The 21,734-nt window shown below is 50.2% G+C and carries 20 protein-coding genes and 1 pseudogene; 5 read left to right on the forward strand and 16 right to left on the reverse strand.

The features are described from left to right. Positions 1–199: 199 nt before the first annotated feature. Positions 200–544 (reverse strand): helix-turn-helix domain-containing protein, encoded by a 345-nt coding sequence (locus PUR_RS19420; RefSeq protein WP_179036662.1) that lies wholly within the window; start codon positions 542–544, stop codon positions 200–202. 136 nt (positions 545–680) lie between these two features. Here PUR_RS19420 and PUR_RS19425 point away from each other — a divergent pair, with 136 nt between their 5' ends. The 4 genes from PUR_RS19425 to PUR_RS19440 all read left to right on the forward strand — a co-directional run bounded on the left by PUR_RS19425 (position 681) and on the right by PUR_RS19440 (position 3,326). Continuing rightward, positions 681–1,676: a DGQHR domain-containing protein gene (locus PUR_RS19425; protein WP_179036663.1), complete on the forward strand. Its 996-nt coding sequence runs from the start codon at positions 681–683 to the stop codon at positions 1,674–1,676. Positions 1,677–1,697: 21 nt separating this feature from the next. Beyond that, complete coding sequence (locus PUR_RS19430) at positions 1,698–2,093, forward strand: hypothetical protein (protein WP_179036664.1); 396 nt, start codon at positions 1,698–1,700, stop codon at positions 2,091–2,093. 536 nt (positions 2,094–2,629) lie between these two features. Next, on the forward strand, positions 2,630–3,019 hold the full coding sequence (locus tag PUR_RS19435) for a hypothetical protein (RefSeq protein ID WP_179036665.1): 390 nt from the start codon (positions 2,630–2,632) through the stop codon (positions 3,017–3,019). Between the two features lie 31 nt (positions 3,020–3,050). After that, positions 3,051–3,326: a hypothetical protein gene (locus PUR_RS19440; protein ID WP_179036666.1), complete on the forward strand. Its 276-nt coding sequence runs from the start codon at positions 3,051–3,053 to the stop codon at positions 3,324–3,326. A 466-nt stretch (positions 3,327–3,792) separates the two neighbouring features. On the opposite strand, the pseudogene PUR_RS19445 reads toward PUR_RS19440, so the two are convergent. The 15 genes and pseudogenes from PUR_RS19445 to PUR_RS19515 all read right to left on the reverse strand — a co-directional run. Continuing rightward, positions 3,793–4,218: pseudogene (locus PUR_RS19445) on the reverse strand (AAA family ATPase); the annotation flags it as partial. Positions 4,219–4,484: 266 nt separating this feature from the next. Then, a complete protein-coding gene (gene tnpA, locus PUR_RS19450) occupies positions 4,485–4,973 on the reverse strand; it encodes an IS200/IS605 family transposase (RefSeq protein ID WP_179034640.1) in 489 nt (162 codons plus the stop codon). 186 nt (positions 4,974–5,159) lie between these two features. Further along, positions 5,160–7,349 carry a HelD family protein gene (locus tag PUR_RS19455; RefSeq protein WP_179036667.1) on the reverse strand — a complete coding sequence of 730 codons (2,190 nt, stop codon included), beginning with the start codon at positions 7,347–7,349 and terminating at the stop codon, positions 5,160–5,162. Between the two features lie 169 nt (positions 7,350–7,518). Next, complete coding sequence (locus tag PUR_RS19460; RefSeq protein ID WP_179036668.1) at positions 7,519–8,817, reverse strand: NCS2 family permease; 1,299 nt, start codon at positions 8,815–8,817, stop codon at positions 7,519–7,521. A gap of 122 nt (positions 8,818–8,939) precedes the next feature. Continuing rightward, positions 8,940–9,695, reverse strand: coding sequence for a tRNA threonylcarbamoyladenosine dehydratase (locus tag PUR_RS19465; protein WP_179036669.1), 756 nt, complete (start codon positions 9,693–9,695; stop codon positions 8,940–8,942). Positions 9,696–9,707: 12 nt separating this feature from the next. After that, entirely contained in the window at positions 9,708–11,483 is a 1,776-nt protein-coding gene (aspS, locus tag PUR_RS19470; protein WP_179036670.1) for an aspartate--tRNA ligase, read from the reverse strand. Positions 11,484–11,547: 64 nt separating this feature from the next. Further along, the gene (gene hisS, locus PUR_RS19475) at positions 11,548–12,810 is read right to left on the reverse strand and encodes a histidine--tRNA ligase (protein WP_179036671.1); all 1,263 of its coding nucleotides are present in this window, start codon (positions 12,808–12,810) and stop codon (positions 11,548–11,550) included. 445 nt (positions 12,811–13,255) lie between these two features. Further along, the gene (gene rpiB, locus PUR_RS19480) at positions 13,256–13,705 is read right to left on the reverse strand and encodes a ribose 5-phosphate isomerase B (RefSeq protein WP_179036672.1); all 450 of its coding nucleotides are present in this window, start codon (positions 13,703–13,705) and stop codon (positions 13,256–13,258) included. After that, complete coding sequence (gene rpe / locus PUR_RS19485; protein WP_179036673.1) at positions 13,702–14,376, reverse strand: ribulose-phosphate 3-epimerase; 675 nt, start codon at positions 14,374–14,376, stop codon at positions 13,702–13,704. The genes rpiB and rpe overlap by 4 nt, the downstream gene beginning before the upstream one ends. Before the next feature lie 41 nt (positions 14,377–14,417). Beyond that, positions 14,418–15,428, reverse strand: a complete 1,011-nt coding sequence (locus PUR_RS19490; RefSeq protein ID WP_179036674.1) for a LacI family DNA-binding transcriptional regulator — start codon at positions 15,426–15,428, stop codon at positions 14,418–14,420. 465 nt (positions 15,429–15,893) lie between these two features. Then, positions 15,894–16,322: a hypothetical protein gene (locus tag PUR_RS19495; RefSeq protein WP_179036675.1), complete on the reverse strand. Its 429-nt coding sequence runs from the start codon at positions 16,320–16,322 to the stop codon at positions 15,894–15,896. Between the two features lie 37 nt (positions 16,323–16,359). Then, positions 16,360–16,884, reverse strand: coding sequence for a type 1 glutamine amidotransferase domain-containing protein (locus PUR_RS19500; protein ID WP_179036676.1), 525 nt, complete (start codon positions 16,882–16,884; stop codon positions 16,360–16,362). Between the two features lie 108 nt (positions 16,885–16,992). Then, a complete protein-coding gene (locus PUR_RS19505; protein ID WP_179036677.1) occupies positions 16,993–17,145 on the reverse strand; it encodes a hypothetical protein in 153 nt (50 codons plus the stop codon). A 191-nt stretch (positions 17,146–17,336) separates the two neighbouring features. Continuing rightward, positions 17,337–17,780: a D-aminoacyl-tRNA deacylase gene (dtd, locus tag PUR_RS19510; RefSeq protein WP_179036678.1), complete on the reverse strand. Its 444-nt coding sequence runs from the start codon at positions 17,778–17,780 to the stop codon at positions 17,337–17,339. A 19-nt stretch (positions 17,781–17,799) separates the two neighbouring features. Then, positions 17,800–19,977 (reverse strand): RelA/SpoT family protein, encoded by a 2,178-nt coding sequence (locus PUR_RS19515; protein WP_179036679.1) that lies wholly within the window; start codon positions 19,975–19,977, stop codon positions 17,800–17,802. Between the two features lie 404 nt (positions 19,978–20,381). Here PUR_RS19515 and uraA point away from each other — a divergent pair, with 404 nt between their 5' ends. After that, a complete protein-coding gene (gene uraA, locus PUR_RS19520; protein ID WP_179036680.1) occupies positions 20,382–21,698 on the forward strand; it encodes a uracil permease in 1,317 nt (438 codons plus the stop codon). Positions 21,699–21,734 lie beyond the last annotated feature (36 nt).

The following is a 21,734-nucleotide window of genomic DNA, read 5'->3' on the forward strand; positions in this document are numbered from 1 at the left end:
CCATTCCCTAATCTTATTTTCCACTTTTTAGTAATTTTAAATATCAATTTAAATCCCCCATCAAACTCTTCTAATCGCATGAAGTGTTCCTTCAGGTTTATAAGATATCATTAATTCCTTGGCTTTATCCGGACGTTAAATAAAAATTGGAGAATACCAATAGATATAAACTCGAAAGGTTTTTGACTACCTTTCTATTTTAATCACCTTCTTTCAAAAGAAGAATTTCATTTATAATTTTTTGAATGTGTTTTAACTCCTTAGAGTTTTTCCCAACCAGCATTAAGTTAATCTTTTCAAGATGTGCCCGTTCAGCATCCGAGTTTACCTCTTGTTTCCTTTCAAAAAAATTATTAGGTAAAACATCCAGAGAACTCGCAATCTTTTCAATCGTTTCTAACGAAACGTTTATTTCTCCTCTCTCAATTTTCCCTACGTAAGATTGATCAAAATTAGTCCTTTCACCTAATTGCTCTTGTGTAAAATTTCTTAATTTTCTATAGAATCTAATATTTTGACCAACTTCTTTATAGAAATATGACAATTGGACCACCTCTCTCTAAAGAGTAGGCAAGTCCTTTTGAAATATAAAGAGTATTATTCTACATTATTCCATTTGATTTTAGGTATTATAACACCTATTATTATAATATACAATACACTATCAAGGAGAAGAATACATGAATACGTTAGCGAATCAACATGCCATTGAAAATGTATTGCAATATAAAATGCGGGGAAAAGTCGCTTATTTAGGTCACATGAATTCCAATGTAGCCCTTCATCTTACTTATGTAAAACCATATGACCTTCCTTCAGGTAAAGGCTACCAAAGACCAGTTGATAGAAAGCGATGTACTGATTTTGCCTTATATTTATCCAAGGGTGAGAATGCATTATTTACTCCTATTCTCCTGAATGCTGAAGCCAATTGGGAATTTGTATCGTACGACAAACAAAGACCAAGTTATGGAAGACTTTTATGTAAAGAAAAAGCTTCTTTAATGGATGGGCAGCATCGCCTTGGTGGCATAAAAAGGTATTCCCAAGAAACCAATGCGGAAATATCAGTACCCTTTTTAGCATTCCATTATCTTGACGAAGACGAAGAGATCCATTTGTTCGATACCATTAATACTAAAGCAAAGGGTATCGGTCTTTCTCTCAGTAGATATTTACGCCGAAGCTCAGACGACCTAAGTTGGATCGCAACCGAGCTGATCATACGTAATGATAGTCCGTTTCATAATATTGGAACTATTACTGGTAAACGAAGTTCTGGAAGACATATTACTTTACAAAATTTATACCGTGCCCTTGAACTACTTACCAACCAACCTCATATCGCTTCTTTACCAAGAGAGGAAAAGTTGCTGTTATCGTTAGTGTATTTTAATTCAGTAAAGGAAATCTTTAGCCAAGAGTGGATGGATTACAAAGATTACAGGATTACACATATCGTTTGTATCAATGCTCTATCCATAGCAGGGTGCGAATTAATTGGACGGAATGTCTCTGAAAATAAAAAAAATATTAATTATGCTGCAATAACAAAGACGATTAAGAAAATTAAAAAATTCGATTGGTCCGCATCAGGAAGATTAAAGTATCTCAAAGGTCTGTCCGGTTCAAAAACATTGGCAGCGGATTTAATTGCTCAATTATTGCCCGAGTAAATTCATAAGGGGGCACTAGACATGCTACCTAAAGTTTATAATGTAAAAACTATTATCTTATTAAGTGAAAATGGTCATCGTGAATCCTATTCCTTTGAAAAATTAGTCTTCGAGAAAGAATGTTGCTATCTTCTATTTAAAAAAAATTACGAGTTTTACGTTTATAAGCTTTACTTAGCAGATAATCAAGTTTTCTTGGATCCTGCTGAAGACGAACTTACAGATGCTTTATCCAAAACTTTCTGTAAAAATATTAAAAATGGTCCTCTACGACATTGGGCAATAGGAATAAGTTATAATGAAACGACTTCTAAAAATAAGACATCAACTCAATTTAAAATTTCAAATCAAGATCAGCCGCTAGATATATTGCCATTTCTTCTTCAAATGGGGGAAGATGCAATCTATTTCAGATAGTTATACATGACTCGTTTCATAGCTTGCTTTTATCTCGAGGCATTCCATTATGTCAATTACAACTAAGAAAGCTTGATCCAGGGATGGCCATTCATCGCTCTTCACGCTAGACGATGGTATACCTTGGTTTATTGTTGGTTTACCGGAGTATTCCGGTTGACCAAGTAGACAAGAGGCGGAAATCCAAGTTTGAGGTGGCAAACGCGCTGCGGCCTGTCACTCATAATAAAATAGATTTGTTATACGGGTTTTGCGATATACGGATCAGATTCTCGATTTTCCCTTACCTTATCTCCAAGATAACGCACATGAATGACCTTCCTGGACGTTTACGTTTTTTTTGTGTGCCTGAATTGTTGCCCCATTGGCGGATGATGATGACGAAGGAAAGTCTTATCTCATGCAGCTGGCGGGGAGGTTGACGAGCTAAAGCGTGCTGTACTTATACCGAACCGGAGTATGGACTCTACAACGACAGTGAATGATGAAGTGCGACAAGGCTTTTAGAAAACCAAATGTATCGGGGTTGAAAGAACATGACATTGTTAAATGATACTGAGAAAGTCATTTTTTTAATCAATGCCTTAGAGCGCCATATAGAGAAACTCTCAAGTGAAGACATCTTTGCAAATTATCTTGATTCAATCCGTTGTTTTTTAAATACTAACGATCCAATCCTCCAAAAGGCTGCGTTTTCTAATAGTGAATTGTTTATTGACAACTTTTTTCATATTTTGAGTAACCAAATTTCTTTCAAACAGGCGATAGGCACATTAATAGCTGTACTAGATAAAGTTGGATATGTTGATCCAATAGATGCAGCAGCGGTTATTCTTGAGTTTGAGCAGCTTCTTAAACAAATGCCCTTAGAAGAAACCGAAAAGTTATATACAGTACGTTGGGCATCTGATGGGTATCGGGGTTGAATAGACATGGAGCTCCAAGGAGGTATATATCATGGAACATCAGAGTGAAGAAGAACGCGTCATCAAAAGCATACTTCTTAAGGATATAACTTGTCCTATTTGTGGTGGCCCGGTTTATATAGATGATGGATACGGTTCGATGGAAATGCAAGAATATTGTGAGATTGACCGTAATCATTATCGATTTTTTATAAACTTGTTTGCTACAACGATAATAGTTGACGGTAAAAAATTTGATGATTCACAAGCAGGATTCAGGGCGGCTTGCAAATATATTGAAGAGTTTGTGAAGAAAAGGCCATTATGAATTTCAAAAATAATTGTATAAGAGGATCGGGGATGAAGGAACGACAGACTCTAGAAGAACAATCATTGTTCTCGTTGGACCTTCAGTTTGCTCCTCTTTTTTTCAAGGGTTCCAGAAAATATTTTATTCCATACTCATCTACATCAAGTACAAGCAAGAAGGACACGACTTGACCGCGTTCTACTTGCTTATTTGTTTTGTGCCTCCTAGCGATTATATCGTTACTTTACTGTAAGACAGATGCAAAAGAATTACCAGGTCAGAAATAAAGAGTGATCCCTCAAAATCAACAAAAGTCCGCTTTTTCACTGTCGTACATTCTACTATCAAAAAATATTTTGAGAAAAAGTAATGATTAAATACTTTTTCTCCAAAACTACTTATTCTCCAAACAATATTAATCATATACCGTTTAAGATATTGCCTTTTTATTTTTTCTCTTTAATGATCAATGTATATAATGTTATGTCGCCCCGATAAAAATGATCGTTCCCTTCTCCACCGCCGGGAGAAGCGCATCCTGGCGCGAGCTGTTGAAGCGATGCACCTCGTCCAGGAACAGGATCGTCTTCGTGCCGTACAGGGCTCTCGCGTTCTGGGCCCGTTCGATCACTTCCCTTACATCCTTAACCGTCGCTTCCACGGCGTTAAGCCTTACGAACTCTCCCTTTGTATGGTGAGAGATGATGTGGGCGAGCGTCGTTTTGCCGCAGCCCGGAGGCCCGTACAGCAGAATGGAGGAGACCTGATCCGCCTCAATCGCCCGGCGCAGCAGCTTGCCTTTGCCCACAATATGCTCCTGGCCTATATATTCATCGAGAGTCTCCGGGCGCATGCGGTCCGCCAGCAGGCGGCCGTCGCCGGCCTCATTCCCGAAAGAAAATAAATCCATATCTACACTCCTTGCTTTAAGCTGTATTGCTCTATCATACCATTTCATAGGATATAGAGCACAGCCTCGAAGTTATATAGAACCGGCCGCGCCACCTTAACACCCCACTCTTTCACGGCTCATCTTGTTAAGTCAGGCAAATCAAAACCACCCGTATAACGGGTGGTTTGTTCTGCGGCTGAAAGCCTTTATTACTGGCCAGCCCTAAAGGGCACTGAATGGTTCGCCAACCGCACTACTTTTACTGCTACCCCTAAAGGGGTTTTCTATTTCTTCTTCTTTCGATTATCTTTGATCTCTTCTCCTGTAAATGGATCAATGTATTCCATGATTGTTATTTGTTCCGCGACGATATCCTCCTGCAGTTGATTTTGGATATATTCTTGTATCACTTTCTTGTTCCTTCCGACGGTATCCACGTAAAACCCTTTACACCAAAATTTCCGATTTCCATACCGATACTTTAGGTTGGCATGTCGGTCAAAGATCATCAAGCTGCTCTTTCCTTTTAAATATCCTATAAACGCCGATACACTGAGCTTTGGTGGAATACTCACCAGCATATGAATATGATCTTTACACGCTTCTGCTTCGATAATTTCTACATTCTTTCTTTCACATAGTTGTCTCAGTATTTTCCCAATATCTTGTTTCAATTTCCCATAGATTACTTGGCGTCTATACTTTGGGGCGAACACGATATGGTACTTACAATTCCATTTTGTATGTGCTAAACTGTTCACATCAGATGACATCTGTATTCCTCCTATTGTGCGATAAATTCGGTTGGCGAACCAAATTTATTGTAACATTAGGAGGAATTTTTTTTGATACATCGCTGGAAGCTCTCCCGAACCATACGCATAGCGTATGGTTTTCTTTTGCCAAAAAAATACAGCCCGGAACCCGTTCCAGGCTGTATTTATATTCATCCTTTCAAGCTATTCCGTCTTCGCCGCAGAAGGGGCTTCGGGCCACCCTTTAGCCGTCTCCCCGCCGTTCGCCGCTTCGCGCAAATAGTCCGGCATTCTGCCGTTATGGAGCAGCCACAGCTCGTGCAGCGCCCGGGTGCAGCCGACATAGAGGAGCTTCGCGTCCCATGCCGTTTCGCCATAAGATTCCAGATCGGCGTCGGCCACAATGGCAGCATCGAACTCCAGTCCCTTGGACAAATAGAGCGGAAGCACCGAGAGCCCTCCCTGGTATTCCGCGATTCCGCCGTCGATCAGATGGATATCGTCAAAATGCGCCGACAAAACTTCGTAGAGATGCGCTGCGTCCGCCAACGTCCGGGTCAGGATCGCCACGGTGCGGAAATCTCTTCCAGACAGGTCCGCAAGCGCCGACCGGATGTCGCCTTCCCGGCTCTCACCGTATTGAATCAGCCGAACGGGGCTGCCGCTGCGGAATACAGGGACGGCAAGCAGGTCGCTGCGAACGCCCGCCGACAGAATCCCGTTGGCAAAATCGATTATTTCCATCGTGGACCGGTAGCTTCGCGTCAGCGCGTGGTACGATGTATGCTCCGGCGCGAACAGGGACTGCATTTCGTTCCAGTCATGCACCCCTTTGTAGGCATGAATCCCCTGCGATAAATCGCCGAGAATTGTAAAGGAATGTCCGCGCACATACAGATCGAGCACCGCTATCTGAAACGGCGAGAAATCCTGCGCCTCGTCGATGACGACATGGTCGAACTTCTGCACGCCTTCATCCCCGTTGAGCAGGTAATGAATATACAGCAGCGGCGGTAAATCCTCCTCCAGCACCATCCCCTTCTTGAGCTGACCGCGCGTCTCCTTCAGCACGGCCGCCGGAATGGCCTCTGGGTCTTCGCTAGGCCAATCCGCAGGCGTCTTCACAGCGCGGAAGATTTGCTTGTAGATCGTCAACGGATCGTATTTGGGCCATTTGGCGCCATAGGCCTTCTCGCGCTGCGCCCCTTTCTTCTTCCGGTCTTTCAGCGCCGCTGCTGAAGGGCTCTTCTTCAGCTCCATCTCGATCCAGCGGTGAATCCGGGCCATGACCCGTTCCTTTCGCTTGGCAGGCGGATAAGGGGCGTATTCTTCATTATGCCACTTGAGAATCATTCTGCGGGGCAGAACCGCCCCCTCCCACGGAGAGAAATCCCCTTCCGGGACAGAGCTTGTTTCCAGCCGCCGCACCGCGTCTTCGATGATTCCCATCAGTACCGTCGACCCCTTGAAACGTCCGGGTGTCTGTTCCGTGATTTCGGGCATCCCGCCTGGCGCCTCGAACCAGCGGTTCAGCGTCTCCATGGCGTCATTTTGCGGCAGCTCCAAACCCAGCATATCCCCCGCCCAGTCGGCAAAGGTGCTCTGCTGAATGTTGCCGACGCCAAGCTCGGGCAATACATCGGAAATATAGTCCAGAAACATCCGGTTCGGGGCAAAAATAATCATCCGCTCCGCCGCCACCTGCTCCTTGTACTGATACAGTAAAAAGGCGAGCCGGTGCAGCGCCACTGTCGTTTTTCCGCTACCGGCAACGCCCTGGATGATGAGCGCCGTGTTTTTTGCCGCCCGGATAATGCGGTCCTGCTCTTCCTGGATAGTCGATACGATATCTCTCAGCCGGTTATCCTTGTTCTCTCCCAGACGGTAGACCAGAAATTCATCCGACACCGCCGGACCGTCGCTCTCGCGGTCAAAGGTGTCCGCAACCCGTTCCAAAATCCGCTTGCGGATCACCACGTTGCGCTTGAGATACACAAGCCCTTCGACAATACCCTCCGGCGATTCGTAAGAAGCCGGCTCCATGCCCCCGGTAAACGAATAGAACAGGCTCGCCACCGGTGCGCGCCAATCGATGACGAGCGGGCGGTCGCTAACCTGTTCGCGGTCCACGCCGATTTTGCCGATATAAAGCGCCTTGCGTTCCCCGTCGCCGCTCTCCTCGAAGTCCAGCCGTCCGAAGTAAGGCTCCTGTCGCAGCTTGCCCAGACTGCCGCGTCTTTGCTCCCTCGATGCCTCCAGAATCTGTTCCGTGTAATCGTTGCCCGTGTACACCGGTGTGTTTGTCAGCGTTGTCAGCTGCCGGTCAATTTCCGCAAGCGCTGTGGTCAGCCTTTCGTGCTCCTCTTGATAGGCACTTTGAAAGTTGTCCTCCAATTTCAGTTACCTCCTAAAAGTAATATGGGGAAAGCCTTCCCCCGTCCATGTTAAGGCAAAACCGGTCCGAAGGAGCTGCGCTCCCTGTCGCCATGCTCGCACAAAAAGGATATTCATTGTAGCACAGGTCATAAGCAATTACCATATCCCGGAATGTGAAACCTGCATTTCAAAGGAAGGCATGAAGAATAAAATTCGCTGTAAACAGACCGGCAATGCCATACAAAGCAGGAGGAACCTCGCTGCTTCTGCCCAGCGCAAGCTTTGCGACGGGATAGGCGATGAATCCGAAGGCCATGCCGTCGACAATGCTGTAAGTGAACGGAATCATGACCATGATCAAAAAGGCGGGAAAGCCTTCGCTGGGATCGCTAAAGTTCATCAGGCGCACACTCTGCACCATCAGGCCGCCGATAATGATCAGAATCGGCGCGATGGCGCTGTCCGGTATATAGGCCAGCGCCGGAATGAACAGGAACGTGGCGCCGAACAGCAGCCCGGCGATAAATGAGGTCAGGCCGGAACGTCCACCGGCGGCGATTCCGGCGGACGATTCGGCAGCGGCCACGACCGGACTGCTGCCCAGCAGCCCGGCGGCGATGTTGGCAACCGAGAGCGCCCGCAGGCTGCTCTTAAAGCGTTCGGGATGTCCGGCCATCAAGGTCTGCGCGGAGACCAGGCCGATGTTCTCAAATACGACGATCAGCAGCAGCAGAAAGACGGCGATCCAGAACACGAGGCTGAGCACACCGGTCCAATCCATGCCAAGGAACACTTTCCCGTAGCCGGCGAAGAGAGGCCCCGTCTCTGTCTTGTCCGGCCCGTGTCCTGCGCCGAGAAGGTAAGCAAGGCCGCTCCCGGCCAGCATGCTGATCAGGAGCCCGCCCCGCGTGCCGCGCAGGAACAGCACAATCGCCAGCAAAAGAGTGACGCAGGATGTAATGACTGCGGGATCGCTGAAATGCCCGATGGCGACAAAGGTCGTCCGGTGGGCGATCACGATCTCGCTTTTTTGCAGGCCGATAAAGGTCAGAAACAGCCCGATTCCAACGGTAATCGCATGCTGAAGATTGGACGGAATCGCATCGCTGAGTATCCGGTAGAGCGAAGTGAACGCCACCAGGGCGAACAGGAGACCCGTGACGACGACAACCGCCAGCGCTTCTCTCCAGTCCAGCTTCATGGAATGAACCAGAGTATACGTATAAAAAGCGTTGATGCCCATGCCGGGCACTACGATAATCGGCGTCTTTCCGCCGAAGGCCATCAGCAGGCAGCCGGCGACGGCCGTCAGCAGCGTGGCTGCCATCCCCGCCCGAAGCGGCATGCCCGCATCATGCAGAATGGCGGCATTGACCATGACGATATAGACCGACGCGAAATAGGAGACGATGCCGGCTGCCCATTCCCGCTTCAGATTAAGCTCCGGTTCAATCCCGAGGCTGCGGCGCCAAAAGTCGTTGTTCATGCAAGTTTACCTCCGGTATTACTAAGTATGCCAAAAATAACGTGAAAGCTTCACGGTCAGCAAAAGAGCGAGCCGCCCGCTTTCGGCGCTCGCTCTTTTCTCGATTCTATTTATGACCGTTTTTAAATCTTGACCCCGCCGATTTCCAGCAGCTCTCGCACGGCGACGCTGACCATAATGAGTCCCGCCACCGGCGGCACGAACGCGTTGCTCGCGGGAGGCTGCTTCGCCTTCCGGATCTCGGGCGCATTCTCCGGCACGATTTTGTCCGTCACATCCTGCCGGGGCTTCATCGGCTCCTCGGTCGAGAACACGACCTTAACGCCTTTTTTGATGCCTTCCTTGCGCAATCTCTGGCGTATGACACGGGCGATCGGGTCCATCGTCGTCTTGGAGATGTCAGCGACCTGGAATTTCGTCGGGTCCATCTTATTCGCCGCGCCCATGCTCGAAATCATCGGGATTTTGCGGGCGAGACATTCCTTGATCAGATGGATTTTGTAATGAATCGTATCCGATGCGTCGAGGATGTAATCGAGCTTGTATTTGAACAGCTCTTCATACGTTTCTTCGGTATAGAACATATTCAGCGCGATCGCTTCGCACTCCGGGTTGATCAGCTTGACCCGTTCCACCATCAGGTCCGCCTTCTTCTGACCGACCGTTGTCGTCAGCGCATGAATCTGGCGGTTGATGTTGGTAATATCGACCGAATCCTTGTCAATCAGGATAATACGGCCGACTCCCGTGCGGGCCATAGCCTCCACTGCAATGGAGCCGACGCCGCCAATGCCGAGCACGGCTACCGTGCTGTTCTTCATAATTTCCAGACCTTCGGGTCCGATAGCCAATTCGGTACGTGAGAACTGATGCAGCATGATGCCAGCCTCCTATTTCTTGGCTTTTTCCTTGATAGCGACTCTGATGTGCAGTTCGTCCAATTGCGCGTCTTTTACCGGAGACGGAGCGTCCATCAGCAGATCGGTCGCACTGGCCGTTTTCGGGAAGGCGATCGTTTCGCGCAGATTATTGCGGCCTGCCAGCAGCATAACGAGCCGGTCGAAGCCGAAGGCGATGCCGCCGTGAGGAGGCGTGCCGTATTCGAATGCGTCAAGAAGATAGCCGAATTTATCCTGCACTTCTTCTTTGGACAGTGAGAGCGCGTCGAACATTTTCTCCTGTACTTCGCGCTTGTAGATCCGCATCGAGCCGCCGCCGACTTCGTAGCCGTTCAGCACGATATCGTAAGCCTGCGCGCGGATTGCGCCGGGATCGGTGTCGAACAGGGCCACATCTTCTTCGCGCGGACGGGTGAACGGATGATGCTCCGCCATATATCGCTTCTGTTCCTCGTCATAGCCGAGCAGCGGGAAGTCGGTTACCCAAGCGAACTTGTACACACTGTCGTCGATCAGCCCGAGCTGGCGGCCGATTTTGAGACGGAGCGCGCCGAGGACGTCGGCGACGACCTTCTTGTTGTCTGCGGAGAAGAGCAGCAGGTCGCCTTCCTCGGCTCCAGTGCGTTCTTTAACTGCTGCAATCTCTTCCTCGGTGAAGAACTTCACGATCGGACCGCGGAATTCGCCTTCCTTCACTTGAATCCAGGCAAGGCCCTTCGCTCCGTAGCGTGCCGCATAAGGTCCGAGATCGTCGATCTCCTTACGCGTCCAGGTGCCGCAGCCTTTGGCGTTCAGGCACTTCACTTCCCCGCCTTTTTCGATGACGGAGGCGAACACCTTCACGCCGCTGCTTGCGACGATATCGTTCATTTCGATCAGTTCAAGACCAAAACGCAGGTCCGGCTTGTCCGAGCCGTATTTGCCCATCGCCTCGGCATGAGTCAGGCGCTGGAACGGCAGGGCGAGATCTACGCCGACCGTCTCTTTGAACAGGCGCTGCATCAGGCGCTCCATCATGGCAAGCAGGTCGTCCTGGGCCAGGAATGAGGTCTCGATGTCCACCTGGGTAAATTCCGGCTGCCGGTCGGCTCGCAGGTCCTCGTCGCGGAAACAGCGGGCGATTTGGTAATAGCGTTCCACACCGCCGACCATCAGCAGCTGCTTGTAAATCTGCGGCGACTGTGGCAGGGCGAAAAATTCGCCTTCATGCACACGGCTTGGCACGAGATAGTCGCGCGCGCCTTCCGGCGAGCTCTTGGTCAGAATCGGCGTTTCCACGTCGATGAAGCCTTCTCCGTCAAGGAAGTCGCGGAAAATCTTGGCCGCTTTCGAGCGGAGCAGCAGCGTCTTCTGCATTTCTGGACGGCGCAGGTCTAAATAACGGTATTTCAGGCGAAGCGACTCGTCCACTTCGACGCCGTCTTCAATGAAGAACGGAGGGGTCTTGGCCGCGTTCAGCACCTCAATGGCGGTAACGCGTACTTCGATCTCGCCGGTAGGCAGGTTAGGGTTCACGGTTTCCGGGTCGCGCTTGACTACCTGGCCGGTAACCGCAATAACATACTCGCTGCGCGTCTTGTCGGCAATTTCCAGCGCTTCGCCGGAATAATCCGGGTTGAAGACGGTCTGTACGATTCCGCTGCGGTCGCGAAGATCGATGAACAGCACGCCTCCAAGGTCGCGGCGGGTCTGCACCCAGCCGCTTAATGTTACGGTCTGTCCAATATGTTCCGTCGTCAACTGTCCACAGTTATGGCTTCTTTGCATGATATATCATACCCCTTTGTAATTAAAATCTATCTTTCATTGCCGTTCTGAGCAGACTTTTGGATCAAGCCTGCTCCGCCAGCACTTCTCCCAGATCTTCCAGTTTAACGGTGCGCTGCTCGCCTGTCGCCATGCTCTTGAGGGCGATTTCCCCGCGCTGCAGCTCTTCCTCGCCAAGAATGGCGGTATAACGCGCCGACATGCGGTCGGCGGATTTCATCTGTGCCTTCATTTTGCGTCCCAGGTAATCCCGCTCCGCCGAGAAGCCTTGGCTGCGCAGAATGAACAGCTGCTTGGTGATTTCGGCTTCCGCCTCTTCGCCGAGCGCTATGAGATACACATCCAGCGGCTTGGACGCTTCCAGCTCCACCTTCTGGTTCTCCAGAATAAGCTGAATGCGTTCCAATCCAATGCCGAGACCGACGCCAGGCTGGTCCGGTCCGCCGATTTCGGCAACCAGGCCGTTATAGCGCCCGCCTCCGCCGACCGTGTCAATGGAGCCGATGCCGGCCGCCTTGTACTCGAACGCCGTGTGTGTATAATAATCGAGCCCCCGAACAAGCCGCGTGTTGATGGCATAATCGACGCCCATCGCATCCAGATGCGCCCGCACCTTGGCGAAGTGAACCGTGCACTCTTCATCCAGACTGTCCAAGATGGACGGGGCATCGACGAATTTCGCCTGATCAACCTTGCAGTCCAGCACGCGCAGCGGGTTGCGCTCCATGCGCCGCTGGCAGTCGCTGCACAGGCTGTCCTTCATCGGACGCAGGAAGCCGAGCAGCTTCTCCCGGTATGCGGCCCGGCTTGGAATATTGCCGACCGAATTAATCTCGACCCGCACGCCGCTGAGGCCAAGGTCCTTGCAGAACTGGTAACCGAGCGAAATAACTTCTGCATCGATCGCCGGATCGACCGCGCCGAACGCTTCCACGCCGAACTGGTGAAACTGGCGGTATCTTCCAGCCTGCGGACGCTCATAGCGGAACATCGGACCGATGTAATAGAGCTTGCTGACATCCGGTTCTCCGTACAGCTTGTTCTGTACGTAAGCGCGGACGACGCCGGCCGTCCCTTCCGGACGCAGCGCCAGATCCCGGTCCCCCTTGTCTTTGAAGGTGTACATCTCGCCTTCCACGATATCGGTCGTCTCTCCGACGCCTCTTTCGAACAGCTCCGTATGCTCGAACATCGGGGTCCGGATTTCACGATAGTTGAAGCGCCGGCACAAATCTCTGGCTTTCTCTTCAACGAACTGCCATCTTTCCACCGCGCCTGGCAACACATCCTGCGTGCCAGTCGGCTTCTCAAATCTTTCTTTAGCCACAGCTGATCCCTCCTGAAAGTACCCTTGACCACTTTGAAAATTCCATAAAAAATCCCCCGCCCTGTTTGATCAACAGGGACGAGGGATTATCGCTAACGATCTTCACCCGTGGTACCACCCACATTCCAGCCGGAAACTCGAAGTTTCTGACCGCTCCAAGCGGTTAACGCCCGCCTACGCGCAAAACGGCTACTGACGCGGACATCCGCCGCTGTTCGCCGTGCGTTCTCGGGGAGGTCATTCATTCGCTCATCAACAGAATCCTTGCAGCCAAGCTGAATATTTACGTTGACCTCTTCAGAAGGCAGGTAAAATTCAACGATGGGATTCCTCTCTGGGGTTGTGGGGGTCGAATTACTGGGTCCCGTCATCAAAACATAATATTAAACCGTATATTGTTAGATTCTACTGAACCACTGCGCTAAAGTCAAGGGAAGGAATCGCCTCAGCATAAATATTGTTCTTCGATTTCTCCAATCATTCCGACCCGGTCCACATGCCTGCCGCCTTCAAACTCCGCTTCCAGCCAGCATTTGACGATCATCTTGGCAAGTTCGCCGCCGATCACCCGGGACCCGAAAGCGAGAATATTTGTATTGTTATGCCGCTTGGACATCTGCGCGGTGTACGGCTCGCTGCACACTACCGCCCGAATCCCTCTTACTTTATTCGCAGCGATGGAAATGCCGACGCCCGTTCCGCAAATCAGAATTCCCGCGTCCACCTGCCCGCCGATTAGCGCTTCGGCCACCAGTTTAGCGTATTTCGGATAATCGGTTCTTTCGGCGCTGTGCGGCCCGTAATCGATGAGCTCATGTCCCAGCTCTTCGACGTACGCCGAAATAATCGGCTTCAATTCGAATCCTATATGGTCGCTGGCGATGGCGATTTTCATCGGCTGCACTCCCGTTCTTTGGTTTTTAATCGGTCAATAATTTCCCGGTAAGACTCCCCCCTGCCAAACAAAGTAGAAGTGCCCAGCACAAAGCCTTCAACCCCGTATTGAGTGAGCTCGGATATTTTCTCCTCTGAAATGGCACCGTCAACGACAATAACAAACCCGCAGTGATTCCGCGACTTGTACTCATTCAATCCTTTGATCTTGTCATCCACATAGGGCAGATATTTTTGACCGGCGAATCCGGGGTTAACCGTCATGACCAGCACATAATCGACCAGGCTCAGCAAAGCTTCGACGGCCGCGATGGAAGTACCCGGATTGATGGCGATCCCGGCTCTTACCCCGTTAGCGTGTATGCGGTCAATAGTGCGAGTCGGATGCATGTCGGATTCCGGATGAAAATAAATAATATCGGCGCCTTTTTGCGAAAACATATCGATATGGGCGGAGGGATTGTCAATCATTAAATGAACGTCTACCGGCTTGCTCGTCTGCTTGCGGATATATTCAAAATCCTGGAGACCCATGCCGAAGTTCGGAACGAATTTCCCGTCCATAATATCAATATGATACACATCCACATCCGCCTTATCCAAAGCGGCCACCTCATCTTCCAGAGAACGAAAGTCGGCGCACATCATCGAAGGACACAGCAGCTTGCTCATCGCAATCCCCTTTCTTGGAGTAAACGATTACTCTTTCATTTTTATGTGGTCTTCCTTTCCACCAAACTGACCGGCACGATCTGATGCCTTTCGATGCTTCCCGGAACGCCGTCAATCATATCAAGAAGAATCCGGCATGCTTTATTGGCCAATGAAGCTTTATCCTGATTGATCGTAGTAATCGGAGGGTCGCAGTATTGAGAAATCAAATTGTTGTCGAACCCGACGATTTTAACCTGCTCAGGCACTTTATATCCCGTCTCTTGAATAAAAAGCAGCGCCCCGAGAGCCAGCCAGTCATTGGTGGCGAAAATCCCGTCAAAGGGGACACCGGCATCAACCAGGCCTTGAATGGCCTCCTTGGCTGCCTCAAGGCTGCTTTTTTTCGGATCAGTGTACACGATTCGTTCATCTTTTACGGGAAGACCGGCTCCGGCCAGCGCGTCTTTGTAACCTTTCAAACGTTCATTCACAGACGACAGATTGTTTTTCTTGGTCAGCAGAACAATCTCTGCGCAGCCCTTTTCAATCAGCTTATGCGTGGCCAGCCGGCCGCCTTCATAGTGGTCGGACTCGACAAAAGCCACGTTGGTATCCATTTTCGGACGACGGTCGATGCAGACGGTGGGCACTTTCCGTTTCAGAATATCCGTGGGCACTTCCTCCTGGCCGGAGATGCAGACCAAACCGTCCACCATTTTGCCGTCCAGCGTCTTCAGATATTCTTTCTCTTTCTTCGCGTCCTTGGCCGTGTTGCATATGATGGTGGAATAACCTTCTTCGAAAAAGAAACTTTCGATCTCCAGCACGACCGCTGCAAAAAATTCGTTGCTGATATCCGGAACCAGAACGCCGATCGTTTGGGATTTGTTCATGCGCAAGCTTTTGGCGATGCTGTTCGTTTCATATTGGTGCTCTTGAATTATTTTCAGCACCTTATCCCGCGTCTCGTTCGAGAATCTGCCGTTATCGTTGATCACGCGGGATACCGTCGCTACCGAAACACCGCTTAAACGGGCAATTTCCTTGATTGAGATTTGACCGTTCTTCATTTGTATCTTCCTATCCCTTCGAAATTTATAAGAGTAATCGATTACCCATTCGATAGTTAAATCATAGCACCCTTTGATAACGCTGTCAAAAAAAATTCAAGAAGCACATTCCCTTGTCTTTTTCAAAATCCATAAGAAGAAACGGCTTCGCCGTCCTCTGGAAGAGGAAGGCATCCGTTTCTCGTAAAAATATCAGGTTAAGGATAAGCGCGAAGCTTATACTTTCTGATATTTCAAAAAAATGACCTGCAGCCGATTGCTGCAGGTCCAACGTTATATATTATAAAAAAGGGGGTCATGGCTTTATTATAAACACAATATATTAAGCGATCATGATAGTAATATTACTCTTATATTACAGAAAAGAAAGCGTTTTATTTTCCTTGGATTACAAAAGCCTCCTTCGCCATTAAGGCGCAGGGGCTTTTATAAGTAAAACATTTTGCAGGCATGATGCCTAAGCTTTTAATCAAAAATTTCGACATAGGCATTTTTGCTCCGCAGGGTATGAACCACCGCGTTGAAATCCTCATCGCTCGCTTTGATCTCCATGACATAATGCAAATGATCCAAATCTCCGCCTGAGTACATCCGGTCCGCACGAAGATCATCCGTGCCAAGGGAATCATCGCCACTCAGCGGCGCTCTGCCGGCGTTATTGTCCACCGTAACCACCGGCACGGCCGCTGGGGCAGCACCGAAGGCTGCAAAGGTAGAGCCGCTTCCCGCCAAATTATTCGGCGGCATTAGAGGAAGTAGCAACCGCCTGTCTTCCCCCAAAGGATCGGTTAACGCCCCTACGTCCAGCCCTTCCACATCAAACGAAAGCAGCGCCGTCTTGGCGCCTTCCGCTTCGTCTTCCGTTCTGAAGTAAGCCTGAATCCGTTTGGTCATTCTTATCGCCTCCCTTAATTAACTTAGGGTGATGCGCTTATTGGGTCACTTTGACTTGGAGCGCCTGCAACAATTCACGCACAAAGGCGGGCTCGTCTTTCGGTGTGCGCGACGTGATATAATTGCCGTCCACAACGACTTCTTCGTCCTTGAACTTCGCACCCGCATTGACCATATCGTCTTTCAGCGGCGGATAGGACGTAATGGTGCGGCCTTTCAACAGGCCCGCGCTGATCAGGATTTGCGGTCCATGACAGATAGCCGCGATCGGCTTGCCGGCGCTGTCCGCTTCCTTCACGAATTTGACAATATCGGCATCCGAACGCAGCCCTTCCGGCGAGGAACCGCCAGGAATAACAACGGCGTCATAGTCGGCGGCCTTCACTTCGGAAATGGCCTTGTCGGCCGTATAAGAGGCTACGCCCTTTTTGCCTTTGAGCATCTCGCCCTTTTTCAATCCAATAATATCGGCCTCATGTCCGGCTCCTTTAACCGCATCGTAAGGAACCTTCATTTCGGAATCTTCAAATTGAGCGGCAAGCAGAAAAGCAACTTTACTCATTGTAAAATATTCTCCCTTCTGTTGTTCTTGGTCTCGTAGTCATATTACCCGAAATCGGCGTCTTTCTAACCGAATATCGAAAAAGCCGCCTCTTCTTCGCCCCTTCACTCACGAGCGCGGCAGCAGATTGCGGCTTCTTCCTTTCAGTACATCCTTGCTGAGCCATTCGGACTCCTTCACGCTTGCGGCGGCTTCCTTGGGGCTTCCGACCGGAAAGGCGGCCAACGTTCTCCAGGCCCAGGCTTTTGTCGGCTGTCTCATTTCTAGCGCTCCTTGGTCTTATGCTTGTCGTTCTTCCCTTGAAGTGTGCCCCGACCGCTAACAGCCTATCCAACATGATAACCCCGACCCTAAATCAACAAAAAAACGGATGGTCCGAGAACTTATTTTAAGTTCTCAGCCATCCGTTTAATATCATACCGCCTCCGGCGACCCGCTAACCTTAACTGCTTCTATCCCCTGCTGTCCAGAATCAGCGTAACCGGTCCCCAATTGATCAAGGACACATCCATCATTGCCCCGAAGACGCCTGTTTCGACTTTTAGTCCGGTAGCCGCCAGTTCACGGTTAAAGTAGTCGTAGAGCCGCTCCGCTTCAACCGGCGCAGCCGCTGCCATAAAGTTCGGGCGCCGCCCTTTGCGGCAGTCGCCATATAACGTAAACTGCGATACGGACAGAATCGATCCGCCCGTATCACTGACGCTGTGATTCATTTTTCCCGCTTCATCCTCAAAAATCCGCAGACCGGCGATCTTGCCCACCAAATACATGGCGTCCTGCTCCGTATCTTCATGGGTGACGCCGACAAGAAGCATCAGGCCTTCGCCGATCTCCCCGGCGGTCTTTCCATCAACTTCGACCCGCGCTTCTTTGCAGCGCTGTACAACCACTTTCATGAATCCCACAACTCCTGACTCACTGCATAATCCGGTGAACCGTGTAGACGTCCTTAACCCGTTTCACCTTTTCCACGACCGAATACAAGTGATCCGTATTGCGGATCAGGATGGTCATATGAATCAAAGCCATCTTGTTCTTGTCGGAACGACCGGTGACCGCCGAAATATTCGTCTTGCTCTCGGATACCGCCTGCAGCACTTCATTAAGCAGGCCGTTGCGGTCATGGCCGGTAATCTCGATATCAACGCTGTAATTCGCCTCCATGCTGCCTTCCCATTCGACCTCGATGACGCGCGCCGCTTCCTCGCTCTCCTCCGCCTTGATGTTCGGACAATCCGAACGGTGTACGGAAACGCCGCGGCCGCGCGTTACATAGCCGACGATGTCGTCGCCCGGCACAGGATTACAGCATCTGGCAAAGCGGACCAGCAGGTTGTCTATCCCTTTGACGCGCACGCCGTTCGTCGGCTGGTTTCGCTTCTCGGCGACCTTGATTTCCTTCTTCTCGGTCGTCAGTTCCAAATGGGCCGCCGCCGCTTCCTCCTGCTCCTTGCGCAGCTTCTCCGTTAAGCGGGTAGCGATTTGCGCCGCCGTTATGCCGCCGAAGCCCACAGCGGAGAGCATATCCTCTATATCGTTGAAAGCGAACTTTTTCGCCGCTTCCAGCAGCTTGTCGTCCGACATCCAGTCCGAAGGCTCGGTTCCGAGCCGCTTCAGCTCGCGCTCGATCGCTTCGCGTCCTTTTTCGACATTTTCCTCGCGCTTTTCTTTCTTGAACCACTGCTTGATCTTGCTTCGCGCATGCGAAGACTGGGCGATCTTCAGCCAATCCCGGCTCGGCCCATAAGAGTGCTTCGAGGTCAGGATTTCCACGATATCGCCGGTCTTAAGCTTATGGTCGAGCGGTACGATCCGCCCGTTCACCTTGGCCCCGATTGTGCGGTTGCCCACCTCCGTATGAATCCGGAAGGCAAAATCCAGCGGCACGGAACCCGCAGGCAGCTCGATTACTTCCCCTTTGGGAGTAAAAACGAAGACAAGGTCGGAGAAAAAGTCCATTTTCAGCGATTCGACAAACTCCGAAGCATCCTTGGCTTCATGCTGCAGCTCCAAAATTTCGCGAAAAAAAGGCATCCGGTTCTCAGGATTGGCGGCCCCGCCGCTTCCTTCCTTGTATGCCCAGTGAGCTGCTATCCCATATTCGGCTGTTCGGTGCATTTCCCACGTTCTGATCTGCACTTCCGTCGGTTCGCCGCCGGGGCCAACCACCGTCGTATGCAGCGATTGATACATATTCGCTTTCGGCATAGCGATGTAATCCTTGAAACGTCCGGGCATCGGCTTCCACAGCGTATGGATAATGCCGAGGGTGGCATAACAATCCTTGATGTTGTCAACGATAATGCGTATCGCAAGCAGATCGTATATTTCGTTGAACTGCTTGTTCTTGGTTGTCATTTTGTTATAGACGCTGTAAATATGCTTGGGCCGTCCCGAGAGGTCGCCTTCGATGCCCATTTCGTCCAGCTTGACACCTATGCGGGTGATGACGCTGTCGATAAACTGCTCGCGCTCGGCGCGCTTTTTGTGCATCAGATTGGCAATCCGGTAATACTGCTGGGGATTCAGGTAACGAAGCGCAATATCTTCCATTTCCCATTTAATGGCCGAAATACCGAGCCGATCCGCAATGGGACAAAAAATTTCAAGCGTTTCATAAGAAATGCGGCGCTGGCTTTCTTCCGACTGATACTTCAGCGTCCGCATATTATGCAGACGGTCCGCCAGCTTGATGACAATGACGCGGATATCCTGTGCCATGGCGATGAACATTTTGCGGTAATTCTCGTTCTGCTGTTCTTCCTTTGACCGGAAACGAATGCGTTCCAACTTGGTCAGACCGTCCACGAGCATGGCGCAGGTATCGCCGAATTTGTCACGAATCTGCTCGAGCGACACCGTCGTATCCTCCACAACATCGTGCAAAAGAGCCGCGATAATGGAGATGACGTCCATCTGCATGCTCACGACAATATCGGCCACAGCAAGCGGATGCAGGATATATGGCTCCCCCGATTTACGCACCTGCCCGTGATGGGCTTGGTCCGCAAATATATACGCCTCCTGTATGCGTGGAAGATCTTTTTCTTTTATATAGGCTCCGGCCCTTTCCAGTAATCGCTCAATGCCCATACTCGTCGTATCCGTTTCCTTTCTATAATAAAATGAACCCGCGTATTTTGCGCATCCGCAGGCAGGGTTCGGTTCTTTTCAATTTAAAAAAGCCGACAACTTCCCTTATACTGAAAGTTTCCTATTATTATGACGCTTGCGGCGGATTACGTCAACACTTGCCATTCTGTGGCATTTCTGAACGATTTATAAGACGGCTGTGAAAAAAATAACGGACTTTGTGAAAATGTTGTTGAAAAAACGGTCCGATCTATTTAATCTAGTAAAGGCGGTTTTCCTTACCGATAATGTAATAGATTCGTAAGGTCCGCAAGCCATCGGAAAACGCATTGAAGACATTCTTTACTTTGCGGGGCAAATTTCCGTGAACATCCAGATTTAAAACAATTAGAGGAGTGAATGTTTTGCAACGCGAAATTCAAGTCAACGAAAGACTCCCCCTGGGCCCAGGTTTTCTACTCAGCCTTCAGCATTTGTTCGCCATGTTTGGCAGCACGGTGCTTGTGCCCAACCTGTTCGGGGTCGACCCCGGAATGATTCTGCTGATGAACGGCATCGGCACACTGCTGTACATATTGATCTGCAAGGGCAGAATCCCCGCTTATCTCGGTTCCAGCTTTGCTTTTATCTCGCCGGTTACGGCTGTGCTGGCTGCGCATCAAGACGATCACAGTCATGGTTATTCGCTTGCTCTGGGCGCTTTTATCGTAACGGGCGTAATCTTTGTGGTTGTCGCCCTAATCATACGCTATGCAGGAACGGGCTGGATTGACGTCGTTTTCCCGCCTGCGGTAATGGGCGCCATCGTCGCTACAATCGGACTCGAGCTTGTGCCGGTGGCCGCGGGAATGGCCGGGCTGATCGCTCCATCGGGCGCTGTGGATTGGAAACCGGATGCGGGCGCGATTACGCTCTCCATGGTTACTCTTGGCGTGACGGTTATCGGATCGGTTCTGTTCCGGGGATTCCCCAAAATCATTCACATTCTGATCGGTATCGTCACAGGATACGTCCTGGCTTATCTTATGCACAGGGTTGATACCTCGGCAATTGCGAACTCGCATTTCTTTGCCCATCCGACGGTTACTACGCCTTCCTTTGACTGGCAAGCAATCTTGACCATCATTCCGGTCTCCCTCGTCGTTATTGTCGAACACATCGGGCACCTGCTCGTGACCAGCAATATTGTGGGCAAAGATCTCGCCAAGAATCCCGGACTTGACCGCTCGCTCATGGTCAACGGCATTTCGACGATTATTTCCGGGTTTGTCGGTTCCACTCCAAATACGACTTACGGCGAAAATATCGGCGTTATGGCCCTTACGAAAGTTTATTCCGTCTATGTTATCGGAGGAGCGGCGGTTATCGCCATTTTGCTATCGTTCTCCGGCACGTTTTCTTCCATCATCGCCAACATTCCACTTCCGGTCATGGGGGGCGTATCGCTGCTGCTGTTCGGTGTCATCGCGGCTTCCGGACTTCGCATCTTTGTTGAACAGAAGGTCGATTTCTCAAAGCCGACCAATATGATTTTGGCAACGCTCGTTCTCGTAGTGGGCATCAGCGGCACCTCCCTTACCATCGGAGGCGTTCAGCTCAAAGGCATGGCGCTTGCGACAATAGTTGGCATTGTGCTCTCCCTGCTGTTCAAGCTGTTCCAGGTTCTTGGCCTGTCCAATGACAAGGAAGAGATCAAGCAGGCCAAAGCGTCGGATGTTTGATAATATGCGCTCAGCATATCCATTCTAATATTTGCA

It is taken from the genome of Paenibacillus sp. URB8-2, assembly GCF_013393385.1.
In the GTDB taxonomy this organism is placed as follows: domain Bacteria; phylum Bacillota; class Bacilli; order Paenibacillales; family Paenibacillaceae; genus Paenibacillus_AQ.

Excerpts from the sequence above, each read along its gene's own strand:
- dtd (WP_179036678.1), bottom strand. The coding sequence starts at position 17,780 with ATGAAAGTGGTTGTACAGCGCTGCAAAGAAGCGCGGGTCGAAGTTGAT.
- PUR_RS19430 (WP_179036664.1), top strand. The coding sequence starts at position 1,698 with ATGCTACCTAAAGTTTATAATGTAAAAACTATTATCTTATTAAGTGAA.
- aspS (WP_179036670.1), bottom strand. The coding sequence starts at position 11,483 with ATGCAAAGAAGCCATAACTGTGGACAGTTGACGACGGAACATATTGGA.
- PUR_RS19435 (WP_179036665.1), top strand. The coding sequence starts at position 2,630 with ATGACATTGTTAAATGATACTGAGAAAGTCATTTTTTTAATCAATGCC.
- PUR_RS19500 (WP_179036676.1), bottom strand. The coding sequence starts at position 16,884 with ATGAGTAAAGTTGCTTTTCTGCTTGCCGCTCAATTTGAAGATTCCGAA.
- rpiB (WP_179036672.1), bottom strand. The coding sequence starts at position 13,705 with ATGAAAATCGCCATCGCCAGCGACCATATAGGATTCGAATTGAAGCCG.
- PUR_RS19460 (WP_179036668.1), bottom strand. The coding sequence starts at position 8,817 with ATGAACAACGACTTTTGGCGCCGCAGCCTCGGGATTGAACCGGAGCTT.
- PUR_RS19495 (WP_179036675.1), bottom strand. The coding sequence starts at position 16,322 with ATGACCAAACGGATTCAGGCTTACTTCAGAACGGAAGACGAAGCGGAA.
- PUR_RS19440 (WP_179036666.1), top strand. The coding sequence starts at position 3,051 with ATGGAACATCAGAGTGAAGAAGAACGCGTCATCAAAAGCATACTTCTT.
- tnpA (WP_179034640.1), bottom strand. The coding sequence starts at position 4,973 with ATGTCATCTGATGTGAACAGTTTAGCACATACAAAATGGAATTGTAAG.
- rpe (WP_179036673.1), bottom strand. The coding sequence starts at position 14,376 with ATGAGCAAGCTGCTGTGTCCTTCGATGATGTGCGCCGACTTTCGTTCT.
- PUR_RS19465 (WP_179036669.1), bottom strand. The coding sequence starts at position 9,695 with ATGCTGCATCAGTTCTCACGTACCGAATTGGCTATCGGACCCGAAGGT.
- PUR_RS19515 (WP_179036679.1), bottom strand. The coding sequence starts at position 19,977 with ATGGGCATTGAGCGATTACTGGAAAGGGCCGGAGCCTATATAAAAGAA.
- PUR_RS19425 (WP_179036663.1), top strand. The coding sequence starts at position 681 with ATGAATACGTTAGCGAATCAACATGCCATTGAAAATGTATTGCAATAT.
- PUR_RS19505 (WP_179036677.1), bottom strand. The coding sequence starts at position 17,145 with ATGAGACAGCCGACAAAAGCCTGGGCCTGGAGAACGTTGGCCGCCTTT.
- PUR_RS19490 (WP_179036674.1), bottom strand. The coding sequence starts at position 15,428 with ATGAAGAACGGTCAAATCTCAATCAAGGAAATTGCCCGTTTAAGCGGT.